The organism is Acinetobacter sp. Marseille-Q1623 (assembly GCF_902809895.1).
Taxonomy (GTDB): domain Bacteria; phylum Pseudomonadota; class Gammaproteobacteria; order Pseudomonadales; family Moraxellaceae; genus Acinetobacter; species Acinetobacter piscicola_A.
In genome coordinates, this window is record NZ_CADDWG010000002.1 from 256619 (window position 1) to 276565 (window position 19947).

The 19947-nt window shown below is 37.6% G+C and carries 23 protein-coding genes; 10 read left to right on the forward strand and 13 right to left on the reverse strand.

Going from position 1 to position 19947, the window contains the following annotated elements; all coding sequences use genetic code 11:
- The first annotated feature begins 35 nt into the window (after positions 1 to 35).
- Both HUV91_RS13815 and truA read left to right on the forward strand, forming a co-directional pair.
- Positions 36 to 1007, forward strand: a complete 972-nt coding sequence (locus HUV91_RS13815; RefSeq protein WP_174494006.1) for an asparaginase domain-containing protein — start codon at positions 36 to 38, stop codon at positions 1005 to 1007.
- A 33-nt stretch (positions 1008 to 1040) separates the two neighbouring features.
- Complete coding sequence (truA, locus tag HUV91_RS13820) at positions 1041 to 1838, forward strand: tRNA pseudouridine(38-40) synthase TruA (RefSeq protein WP_130072137.1); 798 nt, start codon at positions 1041 to 1043, stop codon at positions 1836 to 1838.
- 117 nt (positions 1839 to 1955) lie between these two features.
- Here the strand turns inward: truA and HUV91_RS13825 are convergent, their stop codons facing one another.
- On the reverse strand, positions 1956 to 2966 hold the full coding sequence (locus HUV91_RS13825; protein WP_130072138.1) for an AraC family transcriptional regulator: 1011 nt from the start codon (positions 2964 to 2966) through the stop codon (positions 1956 to 1958).
- A gap of 228 nt (positions 2967 to 3194) precedes the next feature.
- Here HUV91_RS13825 and infA point away from each other — a divergent pair, with 228 nt between their 5' ends.
- Positions 3195 to 3416, forward strand: coding sequence for a translation initiation factor IF-1 (gene infA, locus HUV91_RS13830; RefSeq protein ID WP_004692529.1), 222 nt, complete (start codon positions 3195 to 3197; stop codon positions 3414 to 3416).
- 43 nt (positions 3417 to 3459) lie between these two features.
- Here infA and HUV91_RS13835 read toward each other — a convergent pair whose 3' ends face one another.
- The gene (locus HUV91_RS13835; RefSeq protein WP_130072478.1) at positions 3460 to 3828 is read right to left on the reverse strand and encodes a lysozyme inhibitor LprI family protein; all 369 of its coding nucleotides are present in this window, start codon (positions 3826 to 3828) and stop codon (positions 3460 to 3462) included.
- A 138-nt stretch (positions 3829 to 3966) separates the two neighbouring features.
- On the opposite strand from HUV91_RS13835, the gene HUV91_RS13840 reads away from it, so the two are divergent.
- Complete coding sequence (locus HUV91_RS13840) at positions 3967 to 4341, forward strand: hypothetical protein (RefSeq protein WP_174493787.1); 375 nt, start codon at positions 3967 to 3969, stop codon at positions 4339 to 4341.
- A 66-nt stretch (positions 4342 to 4407) separates the two neighbouring features.
- On the opposite strand, the gene leuB is transcribed toward HUV91_RS13840, so the two are convergent.
- The 5 genes from leuB to HUV91_RS13865 form a co-directional block, all read right to left on the reverse strand.
- Positions 4408 to 5487 (reverse strand): 3-isopropylmalate dehydrogenase, encoded by a 1080-nt coding sequence (gene leuB, locus HUV91_RS13845; RefSeq protein ID WP_174493788.1) that lies wholly within the window; start codon positions 5485 to 5487, stop codon positions 4408 to 4410.
- Between the two features lie 45 nt (positions 5488 to 5532).
- On the reverse strand, positions 5533 to 6096 hold the full coding sequence (locus tag HUV91_RS13850) for a hypothetical protein (RefSeq protein ID WP_174493789.1): 564 nt from the start codon (positions 6094 to 6096) through the stop codon (positions 5533 to 5535).
- Between the two features lie 91 nt (positions 6097 to 6187).
- Positions 6188 to 6838 carry a 3-isopropylmalate dehydratase small subunit gene (gene leuD, locus HUV91_RS13855; protein ID WP_174493790.1) on the reverse strand — a complete coding sequence of 217 codons (651 nt, stop codon included), beginning with the start codon at positions 6836 to 6838 and terminating at the stop codon, positions 6188 to 6190.
- Between the two features lie 24 nt (positions 6839 to 6862).
- Positions 6863 to 8296, reverse strand: coding sequence for a 3-isopropylmalate dehydratase large subunit (gene leuC / locus HUV91_RS13860; protein ID WP_130072143.1), 1434 nt, complete (start codon positions 8294 to 8296; stop codon positions 6863 to 6865).
- Positions 8297 to 8530: 234 nt separating this feature from the next.
- Positions 8531 to 9166: a hypothetical protein gene (locus tag HUV91_RS13865; protein WP_174493791.1), complete on the reverse strand. Its 636-nt coding sequence runs from the start codon at positions 9164 to 9166 to the stop codon at positions 8531 to 8533.
- Between the two features lie 197 nt (positions 9167 to 9363).
- On the opposite strand from HUV91_RS13865, the gene HUV91_RS13870 reads away from it, so the two are divergent.
- Together HUV91_RS13870 and HUV91_RS13875 are read left to right on the forward strand one after the other, a co-directional pair.
- Positions 9364 to 9621, forward strand: coding sequence for a DUF2061 domain-containing protein (locus HUV91_RS13870; RefSeq protein ID WP_171457442.1), 258 nt, complete (start codon positions 9364 to 9366; stop codon positions 9619 to 9621).
- A 422-nt stretch (positions 9622 to 10043) separates the two neighbouring features.
- On the forward strand, positions 10044 to 10901 hold the full coding sequence (locus tag HUV91_RS13875) for a LysR family transcriptional regulator (RefSeq protein ID WP_130072146.1): 858 nt from the start codon (positions 10044 to 10046) through the stop codon (positions 10899 to 10901).
- A gap of 59 nt (positions 10902 to 10960) precedes the next feature.
- On the opposite strand, the gene HUV91_RS13880 is transcribed toward HUV91_RS13875, so the two are convergent.
- Both HUV91_RS13880 and HUV91_RS13885 read right to left on the reverse strand, forming a co-directional pair.
- The gene (locus HUV91_RS13880; protein ID WP_174493792.1) at positions 10961 to 11203 is read right to left on the reverse strand and encodes a DUF2789 domain-containing protein; all 243 of its coding nucleotides are present in this window, start codon (positions 11201 to 11203) and stop codon (positions 10961 to 10963) included.
- A gap of 200 nt (positions 11204 to 11403) precedes the next feature.
- Positions 11404 to 12054: an HAD family hydrolase gene (locus HUV91_RS13885; protein WP_174493793.1), complete on the reverse strand. Its 651-nt coding sequence runs from the start codon at positions 12052 to 12054 to the stop codon at positions 11404 to 11406.
- A 183-nt stretch (positions 12055 to 12237) separates the two neighbouring features.
- On the opposite strand from HUV91_RS13885, the gene HUV91_RS13890 reads away from it, so the two are divergent.
- Together HUV91_RS13890 and ptsP are read left to right on the forward strand one after the other, a co-directional pair.
- On the forward strand, positions 12238 to 12738 hold the full coding sequence (locus HUV91_RS13890; RefSeq protein ID WP_130072149.1) for an RNA pyrophosphohydrolase: 501 nt from the start codon (positions 12238 to 12240) through the stop codon (positions 12736 to 12738).
- A gap of 82 nt (positions 12739 to 12820) precedes the next feature.
- Complete coding sequence (gene ptsP / locus HUV91_RS13895) at positions 12821 to 15118, forward strand: phosphoenolpyruvate--protein phosphotransferase (protein WP_130072150.1); 2298 nt, start codon at positions 12821 to 12823, stop codon at positions 15116 to 15118.
- A 19-nt stretch (positions 15119 to 15137) separates the two neighbouring features.
- Here the strand turns inward: ptsP and HUV91_RS13900 are convergent, their stop codons facing one another.
- From HUV91_RS13900 to HUV91_RS13915, 4 genes are all read right to left on the reverse strand, one after another.
- Complete coding sequence (locus HUV91_RS13900) at positions 15138 to 15323, reverse strand: DUF7230 family protein (RefSeq protein ID WP_130072151.1); 186 nt, start codon at positions 15321 to 15323, stop codon at positions 15138 to 15140.
- 435 nt (positions 15324 to 15758) lie between these two features.
- The gene (locus tag HUV91_RS13905) at positions 15759 to 15896 is read right to left on the reverse strand and encodes a hypothetical protein (RefSeq protein ID WP_174493794.1); all 138 of its coding nucleotides are present in this window, start codon (positions 15894 to 15896) and stop codon (positions 15759 to 15761) included.
- Positions 15897 to 15922: 26 nt separating this feature from the next.
- Positions 15923 to 16417 carry a hypothetical protein gene (locus HUV91_RS13910; protein ID WP_174493795.1) on the reverse strand — a complete coding sequence of 165 codons (495 nt, stop codon included), beginning with the start codon at positions 16415 to 16417 and terminating at the stop codon, positions 15923 to 15925.
- 80 nt (positions 16418 to 16497) lie between these two features.
- Positions 16498 to 18174: an acyl-CoA dehydrogenase family protein gene (locus tag HUV91_RS13915; RefSeq protein WP_174493796.1), complete on the reverse strand. Its 1677-nt coding sequence runs from the start codon at positions 18172 to 18174 to the stop codon at positions 16498 to 16500.
- Between the two features lie 80 nt (positions 18175 to 18254).
- Between HUV91_RS13915 and HUV91_RS13920 the strand changes: the two genes are divergently transcribed.
- The gene (locus tag HUV91_RS13920) at positions 18255 to 18869 is read left to right on the forward strand and encodes a TetR/AcrR family transcriptional regulator (protein WP_174493797.1); all 615 of its coding nucleotides are present in this window, start codon (positions 18255 to 18257) and stop codon (positions 18867 to 18869) included.
- Positions 18870 to 19123: 254 nt separating this feature from the next.
- A complete protein-coding gene (locus tag HUV91_RS13925; protein ID WP_130072155.1) occupies positions 19124 to 19804 on the forward strand; it encodes a hypothetical protein in 681 nt (226 codons plus the stop codon).
- Positions 19805 to 19947 lie beyond the last annotated feature (143 nt).

Here is a 19947-nt window from a genome sequence, read left to right on the forward strand (position 1 = left end):
AAAACAGCGAACAAAACATCCTGAGCCTGAAAATGATGAACAAAAAAATTGCCTTAATTTACATGGGTGGAACTTTTGGGTGTATAGGCGAACCTTTAGCACCTATGCCTGAAACCGAGTTTATTCCAAAGCTTGAAAAAGTATTACCATCACATTTACAGATAGAATGCTTTAAAGCACCTGCAATCCTAGACAGCAGTGCTTGCACTGCCCAAGTTTGGTTGAAACTCATTCAGCAAATTCAAAACCTACAACATGCTTTTGAATATTTTGTGGTGATTCATGGAACAGATACACTCAGTTACGCTGCTGCTGTACTGTCACGCTTTTTAGCCGACTCTTGCACAGTGATCCTGACAGGAAGCCAATATCCGCTATTAGACACTCAAGGCGATGGTATACGTGAATTGAGCGATGCAATGGACAACCTCAACACTGCGCTAGAAAATTTGACAAAAGTTCCTTCAGGTGTGTATTTAGCGTTTTATCACCAAGTCTTTTATGCCCGTACTGCTTTAAAATTTCATGGTACGACTTTAGATGCTTTTCATGGTCAAAAGGTTGAAAATTTGCAGAAGAATATTTTTCCTTCTCAAAATCAAGCCTATATTATTGACCAAGTCGACATAGAAAAAGCACAACAGCTGAATATTCTCAATTGGATGATCTTACCGATTGAACAACAACAACTGGAAAATAATCTCGCTACTTTACTGCATAAAGCACCTCATTTTCTCATTTTGCAGGCTTACGGTGTTGGAAATTTAGCGGTTAACGCCACGATTATTCAATATTTAAAACGCTTAAAAGCGCATGGTTGCTGTGTAATTTTAAGCAGCCAAGTCCCTTTTGGCGGCTTAGACCAACGTTATGCGGTCAGTCAATGGATACAAGATGCCAACATTTTATGCAGTGATGCTCAAAGCCAAGCCGATCTCTATGCCAAAATCTTAAAAATTTATTTACAATACCCAAGCTCCCAACAGTGGCATGACCATTGGGTATGATCACTTAAACAATCAGCCTGAATAGAGGTAATTATGCAACGCTTTGCAATTGGTATTGAGTTTTGTGGCATTCGATATAAAGGTTGGCAGACTCAACAGGCTGGCGTACGCAGCATTCAGGAAACCATGGAAAAAGTGCTCAGCACCATCGCCGATGAGCCGATTATTTTACATGGTGCAGGTCGTACAGATGCAGGCGTACATGCAACCAATATGGTGGCGCATTTTGACACCAACGCAATTCGCCCGATGCGTGGCTGGCTCATGGGTGCAAATAGCCAACTTCCGAAAGACATTTCTATCCAGTGGATCAAGGAAATGGATCATGATTTTCATGCACGCTTTAAAGCCAAAGCTCGCCGTTATCGTTATGTAGTTTATCAATCACCGAGCCGTCCTGCATTACTCTTTAAGCAAGTCACACATGCCTACTACCCGCTTGATGTAGACAAAATGATTGCTGCTGCCAAGAAATTTGAAGGCACACATAATTTTGAAAGCTTTCGTGCCGCAGCCTGTCAATCAAATCAACCTGTACGCCATGTAAAGCATTGTCGCTTGATCCGTCACGGCAATTATCTTGTTCTTGATATCCAAGCAGATGGTTTTTTACATCATATGGTACGTAACATTATGGGATGTTTATTAGAAATCGGACAAGGAATGTATGAGATTGATCATATTGATGAAATTTTTGCAGCCGAAGACCGTAAAGCAGCAGGAATTACCGCGCCTCCAGATGGTTTATATTTCATCCATGCGGATTATCCTGAGCAATTTGAATTACCCCAAATGCCTTTGGGACCACATTGGCTCAACATGCCTGAATAAACTTAAACTGACTCTGTATTACTCATGCTACAAACAATGTATGTTTGCTCTTACTTAGAATGCAAAAAGCTTCGGTTCATAACACCCGAAGCTTTGTATCGTGAGTGATACTCTTACTTAATGCTGTTTACGTTTTCGATATTCGACAGGTGTTTCGTTCGTCCAACGCTTAAATGCACGATAGAAAGTACTCGGCTCAGAAAAGCCCGTCAGATATACGATGCGCTCAACACTTTCATTGGTGTTTGCCAAAAGTTTCTTGGCTAAACGACAACGGTAATCAGAAAGAATCTGCTGAAAACTCGTATTTGCTTCAGACAATTGAGTACGCAAACGACGTGGCGTAATGTGCAATTGAGCAGCGACAGTTTCAAGGGTTGTTTCACCACTTTCTAAAGTTGAACCAATCGCACGACGTACTTCACCGACCAAATCATAACGTGCTAACTCTTGCAATTTTTCAATCGCAAGCTGCTCATGCAACTGTAGAAGTTCAGGTTCCGCTTGCCACAAAGGATAATCCAAAATCGCAGCATCAAAATATAAACGGGTTTCTTTTTGTCCTAAACTTACAGGACACTCATACACACGAAAATATTCATCATCGGAAGCACCTTCACTAAAGTTAAAATCGATATAAATAGGCTGAAAGCGCCCTTCGGTAATAAACTTAAAGAAGCGTAAAATTCCTGACAATGCACATTCAGAAAAATGCCGATTGACAATATTTTCCCCCCATGGTTGCTCACCATTGGTTAGATAACACCGTCCATCGTTCTCAACGACCAACTTGGCATGAAAAGCATCACTAATTAACCGTTGATATGCCAATGCTCGTTTGAGCCCTTCACCGAAGTTTTCACTTGAAATAAACAAATGCTCAATCACTTGCCCACGGTATAATGGTAAATGTTCACCAAGATGTAATCCAATGTCTGGATCCTTACTCACCTCTTCAGCGGCAATCCAAAAAGCATATTGCGCACTTAAAGGAGTACGGGCATTTTGATCAATTTGATTTAATGCCACACCGGCTTTTGATAATAGTTCTTCAGTTGGCAATCCCGCACGACGAATTGCTTGATAGCCTAATCGCAAAACAACCGAAGCATCAGTTAGCTGACTCACGCAGTGCCCTTCCTTGTATCTTATTCATTTATACTTAAATCATAAGATTTAGATTACAGACGATTGACCAAACTGACAACACATATAAGCAACTTTTTGTTGAAATAATTTATTTCTTTGTTCGTCTATTTTGACTACATTTACTTCGCTATAACTGACTGCCGACTTGTTTTTTTCTATTTTTTTGCCTATAATTTGCGCCTTTCCAATTTGATCATCAGGTAGGCTATGGCCAATAAAGAGGAACTTATCGAGTTCGAAGGCGTTGTCACCGAAACGCTTCCTAATACTATGTTCCGTGTGCGTTTAGAAAACGGTCACGAAGTGATTGCACACATTTCTGGTAAAATGCGTAAACATTATATTCGTATTTTAACTGGCGACAGTGTAAAAGTCGAAATGACACCTTACGACTTAAGTAAAGGTCGTATTACATACCGTGCACGCTAAGTTTTAGCAAGCAAAAAGCCACCCTTGTGGCTTTTTTAATGTTTTAATTCAGCGTACTATTTTTACAACCCACCGTATCACACTCACGAATTCGCTCTCTTAACCAAGCGTTGCGTTCTTGTGTTTTCTCTAAATTACAGTTCACAAAAACTGTACGTTCTGCTTCATCTGAACATTGTGCATCACGCGCTTTGATCCAAGAAATTTGAGAACGTTTTAAAATCGTTTTTTGATTTGTTGTTAACTTACTTCTGAGCAATTGATAATTTTTATTTAATTCAGCATCTGCGCTGGCATAAATTTTATTACTACAATAAATATCATCATAAGCATTACGTGCATTGTCACAATTATCTGCAAATGCAAAACTTGACAGGCATATTACACCCAAACACAGCGTTATCTTTTTCATTTTCTAATCCTAATCATCTTTGATTTTTATTTTTAAATGCTGTTTTAGCAATCAAACAACACTACATCATGAAATTTTTTACTACACTGATCAGGAATGTCAATATCAATAATGTGTTGGACATGAGGAAAAATATTTATGCAAAAAATTATGTCTTTCATCGGGGTGTGTTGTATAGGTTTAGGCTTAATCGCATGTCAAACTGAGCTTAATCGTCCTTATGATCTCAATGCATATTTACATCAATTTCTTGGTCAATCCAGTCAAAATATCCAAGATAACTTGAATTTTAAAAAATTAGGCTATCAGAGCAAATCACCACAAATAACTGAATCACAAATAATTTATACTGTTTATCGTCCTTTAAATATTCCTATTCCACAAGGGGATGCACATCTAGGTAAAGTACAGTCTGGTGCAAGTAGTTATGATATTCACTTCCAATGTAAAATCATTTTTGAGTTAGATCAAAATATTGCGAAAGCTGTTCACTATACAGGACGAGCTTGCTAAAGACTAAATTTTTTATATAAAAAAACGCAGCCTAAGCTGCGTTTATATGATATCTAAAATAAAATATTAAGCGAGTGCTGCAACGACTGCATCACCCATTTCTACTGTACCGACTTGATTCATGCCTTCTGACATGATATCACCTGTACGCAAACCTTGATCTAAAACGTTACCTACAGCGTCTTCAATCGCTTTAGCAGCCGCTTCTTCACGGAAGGTATAACGCAGCATCATTGCAACAGAAAGAATGGTCGCAAGCGGATTCGCTACGTTTTGACCTGCGATGTCTGGCGCAGAACCATGACATGGTTCATACATCCCTTTACCATTTTCATCCAAAGATGCTGATGGCAACATACCAATAGAACCCGTTAACATTGCAGCTTCGTCAGAGAGAATGTCACCGAACAAGTTACCTGTTACAATCACGTCAAACTGTTTAGGTGCACGTACAAGTTGCATTGCAGCATTGTCGACATACATGTGTGAAAGATTAATATTTGGATATTGTTCTTCTTTCAATGCAGTTACCGTTTGTTTCCAAAGCTCTGTCACTTCAAGGACATTGGCTTTGTCGACTGAACAGACTTTGCCACCACGTAAATTTGCCATTTCAAAAGCAACTTTGGCAATACGTTTGATCTCAGATTCAGCATAAACATCAGTGTTATAGCCCTGCTTCTCACCATTTTCCAGTTCACGGATACCACGTGGTTGACCGAAGTAGATCCCACCTGTCAGTTCACGTACGATCAAAATATCTAAGCCTGACACCACTTCTGGTTTTAAGCTTGAAGCATCAGCAAGTTGTGGGTAAAGAATCGCAGGACGTAAGTTTGCAAATAAATTCAATTCACTACGAATTTTTAATAAACCACGTTCAGGGCGGATTGAACGCTCAATCGTATCCCATTTTGGACCACCCACAGCACCTAATAAAATCGCGTCCGCTTTTTTTGCTTGCTCAGCAGTGACCTCTGGATAAGGTGAACCATGTGCATCAATCGCAGCACCACCGAGCAAACCATGTTCCCACGTTAAACCTAAATTAAATTTTTCATTGACGCTGGTCAGGACTTTTTCAGCAGCAGCAACAATTTCAGGACCAATCCCATCACCCGCCAAGATCAAAATTTGTTTAGACATTTGTATTTCCATTTTCATTGTTGACAGTTAAACCGCCAAGTAAGTTTAAATTTTTTGTTCAATATATTCACTTAAGCCTGTCTCTGCATTATAGGGACGGCAAAAACGACGTATGGTGCGTTTCTCTTGCAGCAAATCGACACATAGCGGTGAAGGTGCTGATACATTCAATAAACTTCCTGCACTTTCAGAGCGTTTACGATACATTTTAAAGGTATATTGCTGATTCGCTTTAAAACGATGAATCACATGAAAAACTTCAGCATGTTGTTGAGAAATAGGATAAAAACGTATCACTAATTCATACTGATTTGCAGGTATTGTCAAATACACAGCGTGATTTTTCGGATCTTGACTTGAAAGCTTGAGATAACCTGTTTTCAATGCATCTTTATGAATACGATGGGTATTTTCATCGATCAACGTGATGCTATTGAGTCGGCTAAATTCACAGTTTTCTGCTCCCGTGCAATAAATACTGACATTATTGCGTGGATCATAATATTGGGTTTCCGCTTTTTGAATGCGTGAAAAGTCCGATGTTTGACATGCACTCAATAAAAGACCCAATGCACCTAGTACAATACGATAATCAAAGACCTTAATCATTATTTTGGTCCAACCCTGCCACCTAAAACATATATATTCTTATGTTCCACATGTTAGCAAGAGTTGAACCTTCACGCTATCTATTATGCAATTAAGCCTGTATGTCAGAGAAAACCCACGGACGAGCAGCTTTGGTTTTTTCTTCATAAGCTTTGATCTCATCTGCCGCTTGTAAAGTTAAACCAATATCATCCAAGCCATTCAATAAACAGTGTTTACGGAATGGATCAACTTCAAACTTAAATGCTTCACCGTTTGGTGTGCGAACTTCTTGCGCTTCTAAATCAATCGTTAACTGATAACCTTCGGTTGCAAAACATTCTTTGAATAATTGATCAACAATTTCTTCTGACAAAATGACAGGTAACATGCCATTTTTAAAACTGTTATTAAAGAAAATGTCCGCATAACTTGGTGCAATGACCGTACGGAAACCATATTCTTCCAACGCCCAAGGCGCATGTTCACGACTTGAACCACAACCGAAGTTAGCACGAGAAATCAAAACCGTTGCACCTTGGTAACGTGGTTGATTCAAGGCAAAATCAGGATTTTTAGGACGTTTAGAATTGTCTTGTCCTAGAAAACCTTCATCTAAATAACGTAATTCATCAAATAAATTTTCACCAAAACCTGTACGTTTGATTGATTTCAAAAACTGTTTTGGAATGATTAAATCTGTATCGACATTGGCACGGTCTAATGGTGCAACGATACCTTGTTCAACGGTATATTTTTTCATTATCTTTGCTCCTATTAGTCCAAATTAGAACGAACGCACATCAACAAAATGACCTGCAATTGCAGCCGCTGCCGCCATTGCTGGACTCACCAAATGGGTACGCCCACCATTACCTTGACGACCTTCAAAGTTACGGTTTGACGTCGAAGCACAGTGCTCACCCGGCTGTAATTTGTCAGCGTTCATCGCTAAACACATTGAACAACCCGGCTCACGCCATTCAAAGCCCGCTTCGATCAAGATTTTATCCAAACCTTCAGCTTCTGCTTGTGCTTTGACTAAACCTGAACCCGGTACAACCATCGCTTGTTTAATCGTAGATGCAACTTTCTTGCCTTTAGCCACTTCAGCCGCTGCACGAATATCTTCGATACGAGAATTGGTACATGAACCAATAAATACACGATCTAATTGGATATCAGCCAATGCTTGACCACCATTTAAACCCATGTATTGATAAGCACGTGTCCAATCATTACGTTGTACGTCATCTTTGGCTTGTTCTAATGTTGGTACTGCTTGAGACACTGGAATGACCATCTCAGGTGAAGTTCCCCAAGAGACCTGTGGTTCAATCTCTTCACCTTGTAAAACGACTACAGTATCGAAATGTGCACCTTCATCAGAATGCAAAGTATTCCAATAAGCTACCGCAGCATCCCATTGTTCGCCTTTCGGTGCATATGGACGGTCTTTGACATATTCAATGGTTTTGTCATCGACAGCAACCATACCCACACGTGCACCACCTTCGATTGCCATATTACAAACCGTCATACGCCCTTCGATGGACATATCACGGAAGACTTGACCGCCAAATTCAATCGCATGTCCTGTACCGCCCGCAGTACCGATCTTACCAATGATTGCCAATACGACGTCTTTTGGTGTGACGCCCTGACCTAATTTACCGTCAACACGCACCAACATATTTTTCATTTTCTTTTGAACTAAGCATTGGGTTGCCAATACATGTTCAACTTCTGATGTCCCGATCCCATGCGCCAAACAACCAAAGGCACCATGTGTTGCTGTATGTGAGTCACCACATACCACCGTCATACCCGGTAAAGTTAAACCTTGCTCAGGACCAACAACATGTGCAATCCCTTGGCGAACATCATTGATGTCAAACTGAACCACATTAAATGTTTTACAGTTATCATCTAAAGTTTGTACTTGAATACGAGATGTATCATCTTCGATCCCTGCAATACCTGCTGTACGCTCTTTGCTTGAAGTGGGTACGTTATGGTCAGGAGTTGCCACATTAGCACTTAAACGCCACGGTTTACGTCCTGCAAGTTGTAAGCCTTCAAATGCTTGTGGTGAAGTCACTTCATGTAATAAATGACGGTCAATATAAAGAAGTGCAGAGCCATCATCTCGTTGTTTTACTAAGTGGTCATCCCACAATTTATCGTACAATGTTTTTGCTTTTTGGTTTTCGCCTGCCATGTCGAGGTGCTCCACTGGACTGGGTAATTCTTTCATTAACTTCGATTATAACCACGTTTTTACATAAATCTAATTTATCATTTTTATTAATTTAAAAACTTTTTGGAATAAAATATTCTCTTAAAAATGCTGCTATTCACCTGTGCAATGACTCAACGATATTTTAAGAAAAAAGTCTTAAATTTCCTATTGCATACTTTTATCAATAAAAGTATGCAATAGGTTTAAATACAATTAATCAGTGCTGTTTAAGCTTTTTAACCCTGTGATTTTTTTATATTCATTGCCATATTTAGAGAAATCTGGCTGAATTTTATCATCAAAAATATTGGCAATTAGTTTTTCACATTGTGATTTAATATTTTTTTCTTTTTCATAAAGTGCCTGAAGAATAATCACCGAGTTAGGATTTCCACTTGAAAATGAAAAATGAGGATTTGCATCTGATAAAGCTTCTTTTACTTCTTTATTATCGACGCCAAAAAACTTCGCTGTAGCAAGACGTGCAGGAAGCATATTGAGCTGAACATTAGCTTCTCTCATTTGATCTCGATATTCTGCAGCATATTGTGATTCATAATCGTTCAGATAGCGGCGGATTTTTCGATTAAATGAATGCGTTTGACGTTCATAATATTCATAAGCACGTTTTAATTCACGTCCATATTCACTAGCTTCCTGTTGTGTTTCAAGACCCAATGCCTGAATATCACCACAAATTTGCATTTTTAAAGCCATTTCACTTTCAATACGTTGAGATACAATCGCGGCTTCTAATAAATCATTTTCAGGTAAGTCTTTTAAATACGGGCTTCCACCACAACCACTGAACAATACTGCTAGCCCCAACAGACCTAATTTGAATTTCATACAACCCCTAATATTTAAAAAAATTATAATTAAGTGATTATATTTAAATATTTTTAATTATAAATTATATTTTTAAAAAATATTAAGCCGCCATTTTATGATTTAATTCACAAAACCAATCATCATCAATCAAAAAAACTTTTTTACTTTTTAAATGATAATGATTATTATTTATTTAAGTTAAAACATTTGTGGTGATTCTCATGGCTCGTATTCAAAATTTCGTACATACCAATCAACGTATTTTCAAAAAAACATTAAGCTACTACATCATGCACATTACAGTAGCAATGCTTGTGGGCTATCTTGTTACAGGCAACGTATGGATGGCAATCACATTAAGTTTACTTGAACCCACTGTTCAAGCTGTTGCTTTCTTCTTCCATGAAAAAGTATGGAATAAAAAAGATGCTCAAGCAGCACAAGCTCTAGAACTAGAAGCAAAAGCATCGTAAAAACCTGTTGTGGAGGTTAATCACCACCTCCACCGCAGCGATGAAAACATCCTGATCATTCTAAACAGAATAACGTACAAGCTCATCTCATGAAAAAATACAGCACCCAATCACACCCAAATAAAGCGATCATTCAAAAATCTAATAAGCTCTCAAATATATCCACCAAGTATCCTGAACTGCTTAAAAGTGATGATGTTCTATCTATAAATAAAACCCGCTTTTTATTGTTTTTATGACGTTTTCTACAAATAGACCTTCTATTTTTTATACCGTGAAAATCTGTATAGCATTTTTATGGAGAAATAAAAAACGTCGTTATTTTTTATGCAATTTAAAAAAAGTAAAAATTGCTTTGATTAATTCTTAAAATTTCTGAATAATGAATTACGCATAAAAATTCTTTATGGATGGAAATTGTTATGAATCTTGCTGCCTTTGAAGCTTTTGTAAAAGTAATGGAAACTGGGTCTATTTCGATGGCAGCAGAACAACTGTTTATTACCCAACCTGCGGTCACCAAACGAATACATAGCTTAGAAGATTATTTTGGTGTCAAACTTTTTGAGTCCGCAGGTCGTGGCGTCCAAGCAACTCATGCTGCTAACTCATTGCTTCCTAAAGTTAAAAATTGGTTAAATGAGCTAGGTGATATTCATCACACGCTTAGTCACGAACAAGGACAGGTGCAAGGTAAATTAAAAATTGGCACAAGCCATCATATTGGTTTACATCACTTGCCAACACATCTCAAAAAATATGTACAAGATTTTCCAAATGTGACTTTAGATGTGCATTTTGTAGACTCCGAACAAGCACATGAACAAGTCTTAGCTGGTGACTTAGAACTTGCCTTTCTCACTTTACCGCCACAAGGTGATGAACGCCTAAAATATGTGAAAATTTGGAATGACCCTTTGGTTTTTGTCGTTGCACCATTTCATCCTTTGGCACAAAAGGAAAATCTAACACTTGAAGACTTAATTGAATATTCAAGTTTAATTCCTGCGTCACAAACATATACCAGTCAAATCACTTTAGCTGAGTTTGAAAAACAAGGCTTAAAACCGAAAATTACGATGAGTAATAACACACTCGAAGCCATTCGTATGCTTGTATCCATCGGTTTAGGTTGGTCTGTACTCCCTAAAACTTTGTTAAACCCTGACCTTAAACAGCTTGATATACCTGTCAATATGTATCGCCAATTAGGGATGGTTTGGCATCCTGCACGTAGTCAATCTCGTGCTGTTTTAGAACTTATTGATATGATGAAATAAATAAAAAAGCTCTCCTTGTTTAGCGAGGAGAGCTTTTTTAAAAAATATATCGTTTCGTTCTATTTTACTGAGTCTTCATGTAATGATTCATTTAACTGATCAACAATCGTTGCCCATTCACCATCTGAACTGAGTTTTTCAGCTAAAAATTGACGTTGTGCTTCCGTCCAAAAATCAGCTTTAGTCAAAAATGTACTTGCATCTAACTGATGTGTTTCAATAAATTTTGCAATTCCCGCTTCGCTTGAGTCTAAACCCAATTGTTCAAATAAATTGGTCATTCTTGGACGTGTTTGGCTCATTTTATTTTCTCCATCAGTTTTAAAATTTCTTATTTCAACATAACATTTTTAATTTTAAAGTGAAGTAGCAAATCTTAAACATCTGAAAATATTTACAAAGTTAAGACATAGATATAATCTTCTCACGATGCTGATTATTTTCAAAATATGGCAATAAAAAACAGCACCGAAGTGCTGTCATTCATCTAAGTCAGAAGTAATCAAATCGACCAATCTTGAATATCCCAACCTTGCTCTTTAGCAAGTGCTTCTAGACGATCATCTGGATTAATCGCAAAAGCATGATCAGCATATTCTAATAAAAAACGGTCATTGATTGAGTCTGAATATGCCCAAGATTCAGTGACATCACGTCCTTCTAACCATTGATCTAAACGTGCCAATTTACCCTTTTGATAACACGGAATATTGATGACTTTTCCTGTGTATTTTCCATCTTTTACTTCAGCATTGGTGGCAATAATTTCCGTGATTCCAAACTCACGAAAAATTGGTGCAGTAATAAAGTCTGAAGTTGCTGTAATCCCAACCAATGCATGCCCTGCATCTTTATGCTTTTGAATTGCTTCAAAACCTTTAGGACGCATTTGTGGGCGAATGACTTTTTGCATAAATAACTGATGCAACTCGGTCAAATAATCATGATCATGTTGTGTTAAAAACTCAAAAACAAATTCATTATACGCAATCGGGTCAAGCTGCCCTGCTTTATAGTCTTCATAAAATTTATCATTCATTGCACGATGTCGGACTGGATCGACCAAGCCTTCATTGACTAAAAACTCTCCCCAAGAGTGGTCAGAGTCGGTATTTAATAAGGTGTGATCTAGGTCAAACAACGCCAATTTCATGAAAATACTCGTTCAAACTGAAATTTAAGAAAAAAATTGTAAATCTATCTCCGCTAGTCGATAGAAATTCGGTAAGATCATAGCAATTTTACAACATTATTACTTTGACTTTATCGAGTTGGACAAAAGAGTGTATGTCCCCATATACAAAGTCAATGAAATTCACAATTTTTAGGTAGCCAAATGATCGATTCAGAAGGTTTCCGACCCAACGTCGGGATCATTTTGGCAAATGATATTGGACAAGTCTTATGGGCAAAGCGCATTGGTCACAATGCATGGCAATTTCCTCAAGGAGGGATCCAGTTTGGAGAAACTCCTGAACAAGCACTTTTTAGAGAACTCCATGAGGAAGTTGGTCTCTTACCAGAGCATGTCCAAATAATTGCGCAAACCGAAGGTTGGCTGCATTATCGTTTGCCACTTCGATACATTAGATCGGACTCCGATCCTGTATGTATTGGACAAAAGCAGAAATGGTTTTTATTAAAATTGGTCGCTTCAACGAAGTATATTCAGTTGAATCTTTCTGACCCACCAGAGTTTGATCAATGGCAATGGGTCAGCTATTGGTATCCACTTGGACAAGTGGTGAATTTTAAACGTGATGTTTATCGTAAAGCAATGATGGAGTTATGTATGCAAATGCCACAGCGTTTACCTGAAAATGCCATAAAAATGTAAATGATTTTTCAGGGAGGTACTGCTATAAATAATAGATCATCTTGCAACTCAAGCACCATCTAAATTTAAGGAGCTTATATTCATGTCGAACATGCAACTGGACACGCTAAGACGTATTGTCCAAGAGATTAATACCTCGGTCAGCTTGCATGAATCTTTAGAAATTATGGTCAATCAAGTTTCTGAAGCCATGCACGTGGATGTCTGCTCCATTTATTTGTTGGATGAGCGTAATCAACGTTTTGTCCTCATGGCAACCAAAGGACTAAACCCAAACTCTGTTGGAACGGTATCATTACATACCAGTGAAGGTTTAGTGGGCTTAGTTGGGCAACGTGAGGAAATCGTCAATTTAGACAATGCCTTCAAACATGAACGCTTTGCCTATTTTCCTGAAACAGGCGAGGAAATTTATAATTCCTTCCTTGGTGTACCTGTCATGTATCGCCGTAAGGTGATGGGCGTTCTCGTGGTACAAAATAAAGAACCTCAGGATTTCAGCGAAGCGGCTGAGTCATTCTTGGTCACACTGTGCGCTCAACTGTCAGGTGTTATTGCGCATGCTCATGCCGTGGGTAATATCGATGTTTTTCGTAAACCCAATAGTTTACCGACCTATAAAACCTTCCAAGGAATTTCAGGTTCAGGAGGCATTGCCATTGGTCGTGCCGTCATTTTATATCCACCCGCAGATCTGGCAGCAGTACCTGACCGTGAAGCAGACGATATTAGTGAAGAGTTGCAACTTTTAGACCATGCCATTGCTTCAGTACGCAATGAAATTCAGTCTCTAGATGACAAAATGCAAGACGCATTAATGGCAGAAGAACGTGCCCTGTTTAGTGTGTTCTTGCGTATGCTTGATGAAAATGCATTACCGTCTGAGATTAAAACAGAAATTCGTGATGGTCATTGGGCACAAGGTGCGGTACGTATTGTCATCGACAAACATATTGCGCTCTTTGCACAAATGGAAGATGACTATTTACGTGAACGTGTCTCAGATTTAAAAGATTTGGGTCGTCGTATTTTAGCCTATTTACAAGAAGCGGATTCGAGTCATCGTGAGTTGACAGATGAAAGTATTCTGATTGGAGATGAAATCTCTACTGCCGCCTTGGTAGAATTGCCTGTCGATAAAATTGCAGCGATTGTCACCACTGAAGGAGCCATGAACTCACACATGGTGATTGTCGCACGTGCACTTGGCATTCCAACTGTCGTTGGGGTCACTGAACTTCCGGTCAATACACTCGATGATGTGGAAATGATTGTCGATGCACATCAAGGTCGTGTTTTTATCAATCCACCTCGTCGCTTGCGTACCCGCTATAAAGAAATTCAAAAAGAAGAAGAACAAATTGCCAAAGATTTAAAACAGTATGAAACGAAGGATGCTGTCACACCTGATGGTGTTGCAGTCAAACTCTATGTCAATACAGGCTTAATGATTGATGTCGTTCGTGGCGTACAACGTGGTGCTAAAGGCGTTGGTTTATATCGTTCTGAAATTCCATTTATGCTGCGTGAGCGCTTTCCGGGTGAAGAAGAACAACGGGCAATTTACCGCCAACAACTCAGCCACTTTGCCAATAAACCTGTGGTCATGCGGACACTAGATATTGGTGCGGACAAAGACTTACCTTATTTCTCGATTGAAGAAGAAAACTCAGCATTAGGTTGGCGTGGTATTCGCTTTACCCTTGATCATCCTGAAATTTTTTCTTCACAAATCCGTGCCATGCTCAAAGCCAGTATTGGTTTAAATAATTTACATATTTTACTGCCTATGGTGACCAGTGTCAGTGAAGTTGAAGAAGCATTATATTTACTTGAGCGTGATTGGGTGGCTGTACAAGAGGAAGAACAGGTCAGAATCACCAAACCTAAAATTGGCATCATGGTTGAAGTTCCAAGTGTACTTTTACAAATTGATGAGTTTGCGCCTTTGGTTGACTTTTTCTCTGTCGGCTCTAATGATTTAACTCAATATTTACTTGCTGTTGACCGTAATAATCCACGTGTAGCCAATGTTTATTCGCATTCACATCCTGCGGTACTTCGTGCCTTAACACGCTTAGTACAAGAATGTCATAAGTATGATAAACCTGTCAGTATTTGTGGCGAAATGGCGGGCGATCCATTGACTGCAATTTTACTCATGGCGATGGGCTTCAATACTCTGTCTATGAGTTCAAGTAATATTTTACGCGTACGTAAAGCAATTTGTCATGTGCCTATGCCTGATGCCCAAGCACTATTAGATCAATCTTTAAAAATGAATAATCCACTCATGGTTAAAAGTTTATTAGAATATTATTTTAAAACGCATGGCTTAGCAGATATGGTGAAAAACTCTTCTCGTGTGGTCAGTTTATAATTTAAATCGTTTATCAATTTTAACAAAGTAATAGAAAGTAAAAAGGTCGATAATCATCAGAATATCGACCTTTTTTGTGTTTAGAATAACCACGTTTTGCATCTTTTTTTCGATCTACAAAAGTTTGGCTTTTGTTAAAATCGTTCATGTGTTTCGCCACAAAGTTGTGAATCACAACTTCTGGCGTAGCTTTTTTCTTCGCCATTTGATTGACCTATTTTATGAATACACTACCTCTTGGTAGCAATGTGATATTACGCTTTTTTGTGTAATTTTCAAGCGGTTTTTATATCATCTAAAATCTTAATTTTGATCAAGAAAACCAAGTAAAATCTCTTTTAGTTCAACAATAAATTTATTAAAAATTTCAATAGGTTCTAATTCTTTGTAACCTAACTCAATCATCATAAATTCATTATCATAATAGCTTACCAAAGTATTTAACTCTTCATTTGTTGCGTATAGCGTTATATTCTAAGTATCTTTTACAAAAGCATCAATTTGATTTTTATTGATAATATATTCACTTTGGTCATCTAAAAATTGGTATAAGGTTTTATAAACAGCCCTATTCACCATATCAGAATCAAAATCACGAAGTTCTAAATTTTTAAAATAACGATAAACATCTTGCACATTATTAAAAACAAAGATCTAAAGCTATTAGATTTGATGGATCGTTTTCTAAAGTTTGCATTGCCCATTGTTGAACATCTTCAGGCGATTTCAATTTTAATTCTAGTTCAAATTTCAGTAGTAATTTATCTTCATCACTCAACTTAGCTTTTCCTCAAAACTCTTTTTTTAAATATGTTCTTCTATCCAATCTTTAAGATATTGATATAGCTCATTATAAGCCATTTGTGGTGTCATTCCTGCATTACCTTCAATGGCTAATGTAATTTGGTCATCATAGGCAACAATGTAAGAATCCAAACTGACAACTTTATTTAAATCAGTTAATTCATAAATGTAAGATGCTAGTTCTCTTAATTTAACAATATGAAAATCCAATTGATCATCTAACATTTTAGGCAAATGATTTTGAAAATATTCTTTTAAAACCTGCAATGCCACAACTGATTTTAATTCATTTTGATTTTTCTCTTCAGAAATCATGATCAAATGGCTAATATAATTCAATACTTCATGATCATTGCTTAAATAGCAAATATGTAAAGCAATTTGATTATTATGATCAATTAAAATTTGAGCATCAGCCCAATCTTGAATTGCTTTGACTGAAATTAACTCCAAATCTAGCTTAAGTTTAAACTCAAATATTTCTTTAAAATTCATAATATTATTTTTTCATAAAATGATAAACACATTCATTTTTATCAAATGTGCTCATCATATTACAATAGAAAATCAGTTAATCAAGAAGCCAAAGCTCTTTCCAATAACCTTTTGACATCCACCACTTTTGCATCGACCATGCCCACTACACGTCCATGAAATTCGCTATAACGGGTTTGAATAAATGCATCGGCAACAAAGTCAGGCGCATACTGTTTCAGTAAAATCGCTTGCGCGAGAATGACCAAACGGCTGACCAAACTACGTGCTATAAACTGCAATTCATCTGCCTGTAAACTGCTAAATAATTTAAATAAGGACTGTAATTCATTTTGTAAAATCACATCTTGTGAAGCAATTTCAGCACAAGACTTGAACAATACTTCTATAGATTCACGATCCCGCTGAATGGCACGTAACACGTCCAGACACATGACATTGCCCGAACCCTCCCAAATGGTATTGACCGGCGCTTCTTTAAAAATACGTGCCATAATGCCTGTATCAACATAGCCATTGCCACCAAAGACTTCCATCATCTCACCCGTCAGTTCAACAGTACGTTTACACACCCAAAACTTCGCTGCAGGGGTCATGATGCGTTTCCAAGCCTGAGACAAGGCATCATCATGCTCATAGCAATGTGCAAGATGAAATGAGAGTTGCATTGCCGCTTCAGTTTCCAAAGCCAAATCGGCAAGTACTGCTTGCATTAAAGGCTGTTCAGCTAAATGTTTCCCAAAAGCTTTACGCTGACGGGTATAGGCAATGCACTGTACCAATGCCTGACGCAGCATCGCACTTGAACCGACAGAACAAGTCAAACGTGTGTAATTCGCCATTTCAATAATGGTGGGAATCCCCCGTCCTGCTTCACCGATCATGATGCCCCACGCATTTTTAAATTCAACTTCCGAGCTTGAGTTACTGCGGTTGCCGACTTTGTCTTTTAAGCGTTGAATGTGAATATTATTCTTTGTGCCATCTTCCAACCAACGTGGCACAAAGAAACACGCCAAACCATCGTGTTCAGTTTTTGCGACAACCAAGTGCGCATCACACATTGGCGCAGAAAAAAACCATTTATGCCCTGTCAGTAAATAGGCTTTGCCACGACCTAATTCAGCCACAGGCAAAGCAAAAGTTTCATTGGCACGGACATCCGAACCACCCTGCTTTTCGGTCATGCCCATGCCCACCCAAATGGATTTCTTCTGAGCTATAGGCACATCGCGTTCATCATATTCATTGGATAATAATTTTTCGCCGACTTTTGCCCACAGTTCAGGTTCATTTTGAAGTAGTGGAATACTGCCTAAAGTCATAGAGTTGGGACATAAATTTCCACACTCTACTTGTCCTGCAAGAAAGAAACGTGCAGCCCAATCCACCCATTTTGAAGGCGATTGTGGATGGTTAAATGGATATGCATGCGTATTATATTGACGATTTAAACACATCCATTTGTGCCATGAGGGGTGAAATTCAAGGAAATCTTTACGGCGACCTCGGGCATCAAAAGCATGCAAAATCGGCGTGTGTCGATTGGCTAAATCTGCATATTGATAGTATTCAGCTGAACCTGCAATCTGTGCGAGTTCATTCAGTGTTTTTTGATCCTGACTGCCATAACGTTGCAGAATTTCTTGTAAAACCTGATCTGTGCTGAATAAATTGTAGTTTTGCAATTCATCAAACTGATTGTTGATCTCGTGGGTTTGCCATGCTGTGATTGCCTGAGATTGTGCTGTATTCATTTTCAACTCCTGTCTTGTTGTTTTGTCCGATTACATTCAGTATAGAAGAAAATTCAGACTTGGATGTTCGGATTATTTTTATGGCTTTAGCAAGCATCAATGTACGGCGTAAGCCCCGTCAATCAAGAGCGCGTATGACTCAAGAAGCGCTGATGGAAAGTTTTGTTCGGCTTTTGCATGAACGTGCTGCGCATGAAATTACCATTCGCGAAATCACCGAGCTTGCAGGTGTGGGTTTGGGCACGTTTTATGAGTATTTTTCCAGAAAGGAAGATTTGATTGCCTTGCTGATTCATCAGCATGTAAAAACCAATGCTGAAACTTTAAAAAGTTATGCACAAAGTCTGTATGAGTTATCCACAAATTTACTGTTGGGTGATTATTTAAAGCAGGTGATTCATTTTCAGTTGCAACAAATGCAGGCACAACAGTTTTTATGGGCACAGTCTTTTTTGTTGGAACGGCAGATTTCGAGTATTGAAATTTATCAGAAAAGTTACGCTATGATGGTACAGATGTGGCGCAGTATTCTTGTGCCTTTTGTACAGGATGATAAGCAATTGCAACGTATGAGTTTAAATGTGCAACGGATTTGCTATGGTTTTATTTCTCAGACTTTACTGATTGAACCTGATTTTAAGGACTGGGAGGCTTTGGAGGGGGATGTGGTCTGTATTCTAAAGAATTTAGCTTAACGCATATTAGGTTTGTAAATAAATATGTCTATTTATTAGCAAAAGACACCAAAACAGCTCAAAAACAAAGCGGCATGTTTCAAGTCGCTTTTTTTACGGATGAATGACAATTTTTTAATTAATTAAGTTTTTGAAAAACAATAATATTTAACTTTTAATTTCGCATAAGCGCCATTATGTTAAATAAACATTGAGAGAACATTAATTTAATATCTGTTACATTGCTAAATATAAAAAAAGGAACTTATTCTTGTATGTCTCTTAACTTGAATAATATTCAAACATTGTTCTCACCTGACAAAGCAAAACTGCTCAATTGCCACAGCAACGAGTTATGTTTAAAAAAAAAATCGAAGAGCTGGTGTATAAGATTAATTGATAAGTCTTGGCATGTCTTAACTCTTAATGATGGAAAAGTTATAGAAAATATAACCTATGCATCAGAATATCAGGCTTGTCTTAGATTCTTGTATTTATGCCAAGTGATTACTACTGATCAGCCTAATCACCCTAAAATATTAGGTATGGATAGAGATTATTGTTTTGCTGAAAAAAATGGTGAATATCTCTTAGAAGCTGGAATAATGGTAGGTACACATGGTGAGCATTTTTTATATATAAAGTTAAATCAAGAAGAAATACAAAGATTTAAAAAAGAAGGATTTAGATTTATTAACACATTGTTATCCGAAATTAGGGATATTAATTCCTCTTATAACAACTCTAAATTTTCTCAGAGAAATAGAACTGATTGGTATGTAAGCTCTCAAGAGTTGAAAGCTTGGCAAGAACTCCAAATTATAGAAAAACCAATAATTATAGAAAAGCCTACTTATCAAGAGCCAAAAAAAAATGGGACTAAGATAGTTATACTTCTTGTTGGTTTTATTTCTATTTTTTATATCATCTTTTTTTCAGCTTTTGACCTTTTATAAGTATTTCTAAAATTAACATAATACACCTTATGCGAAATGCAATGTATAACTTTATTTAAATCAGTGTCTTGCAATCCATAAAAAAAGTCTAGTTTAAAAAACCTAGGCTTTTTACATGAAATTTCACTGTTCCACAAAAAACC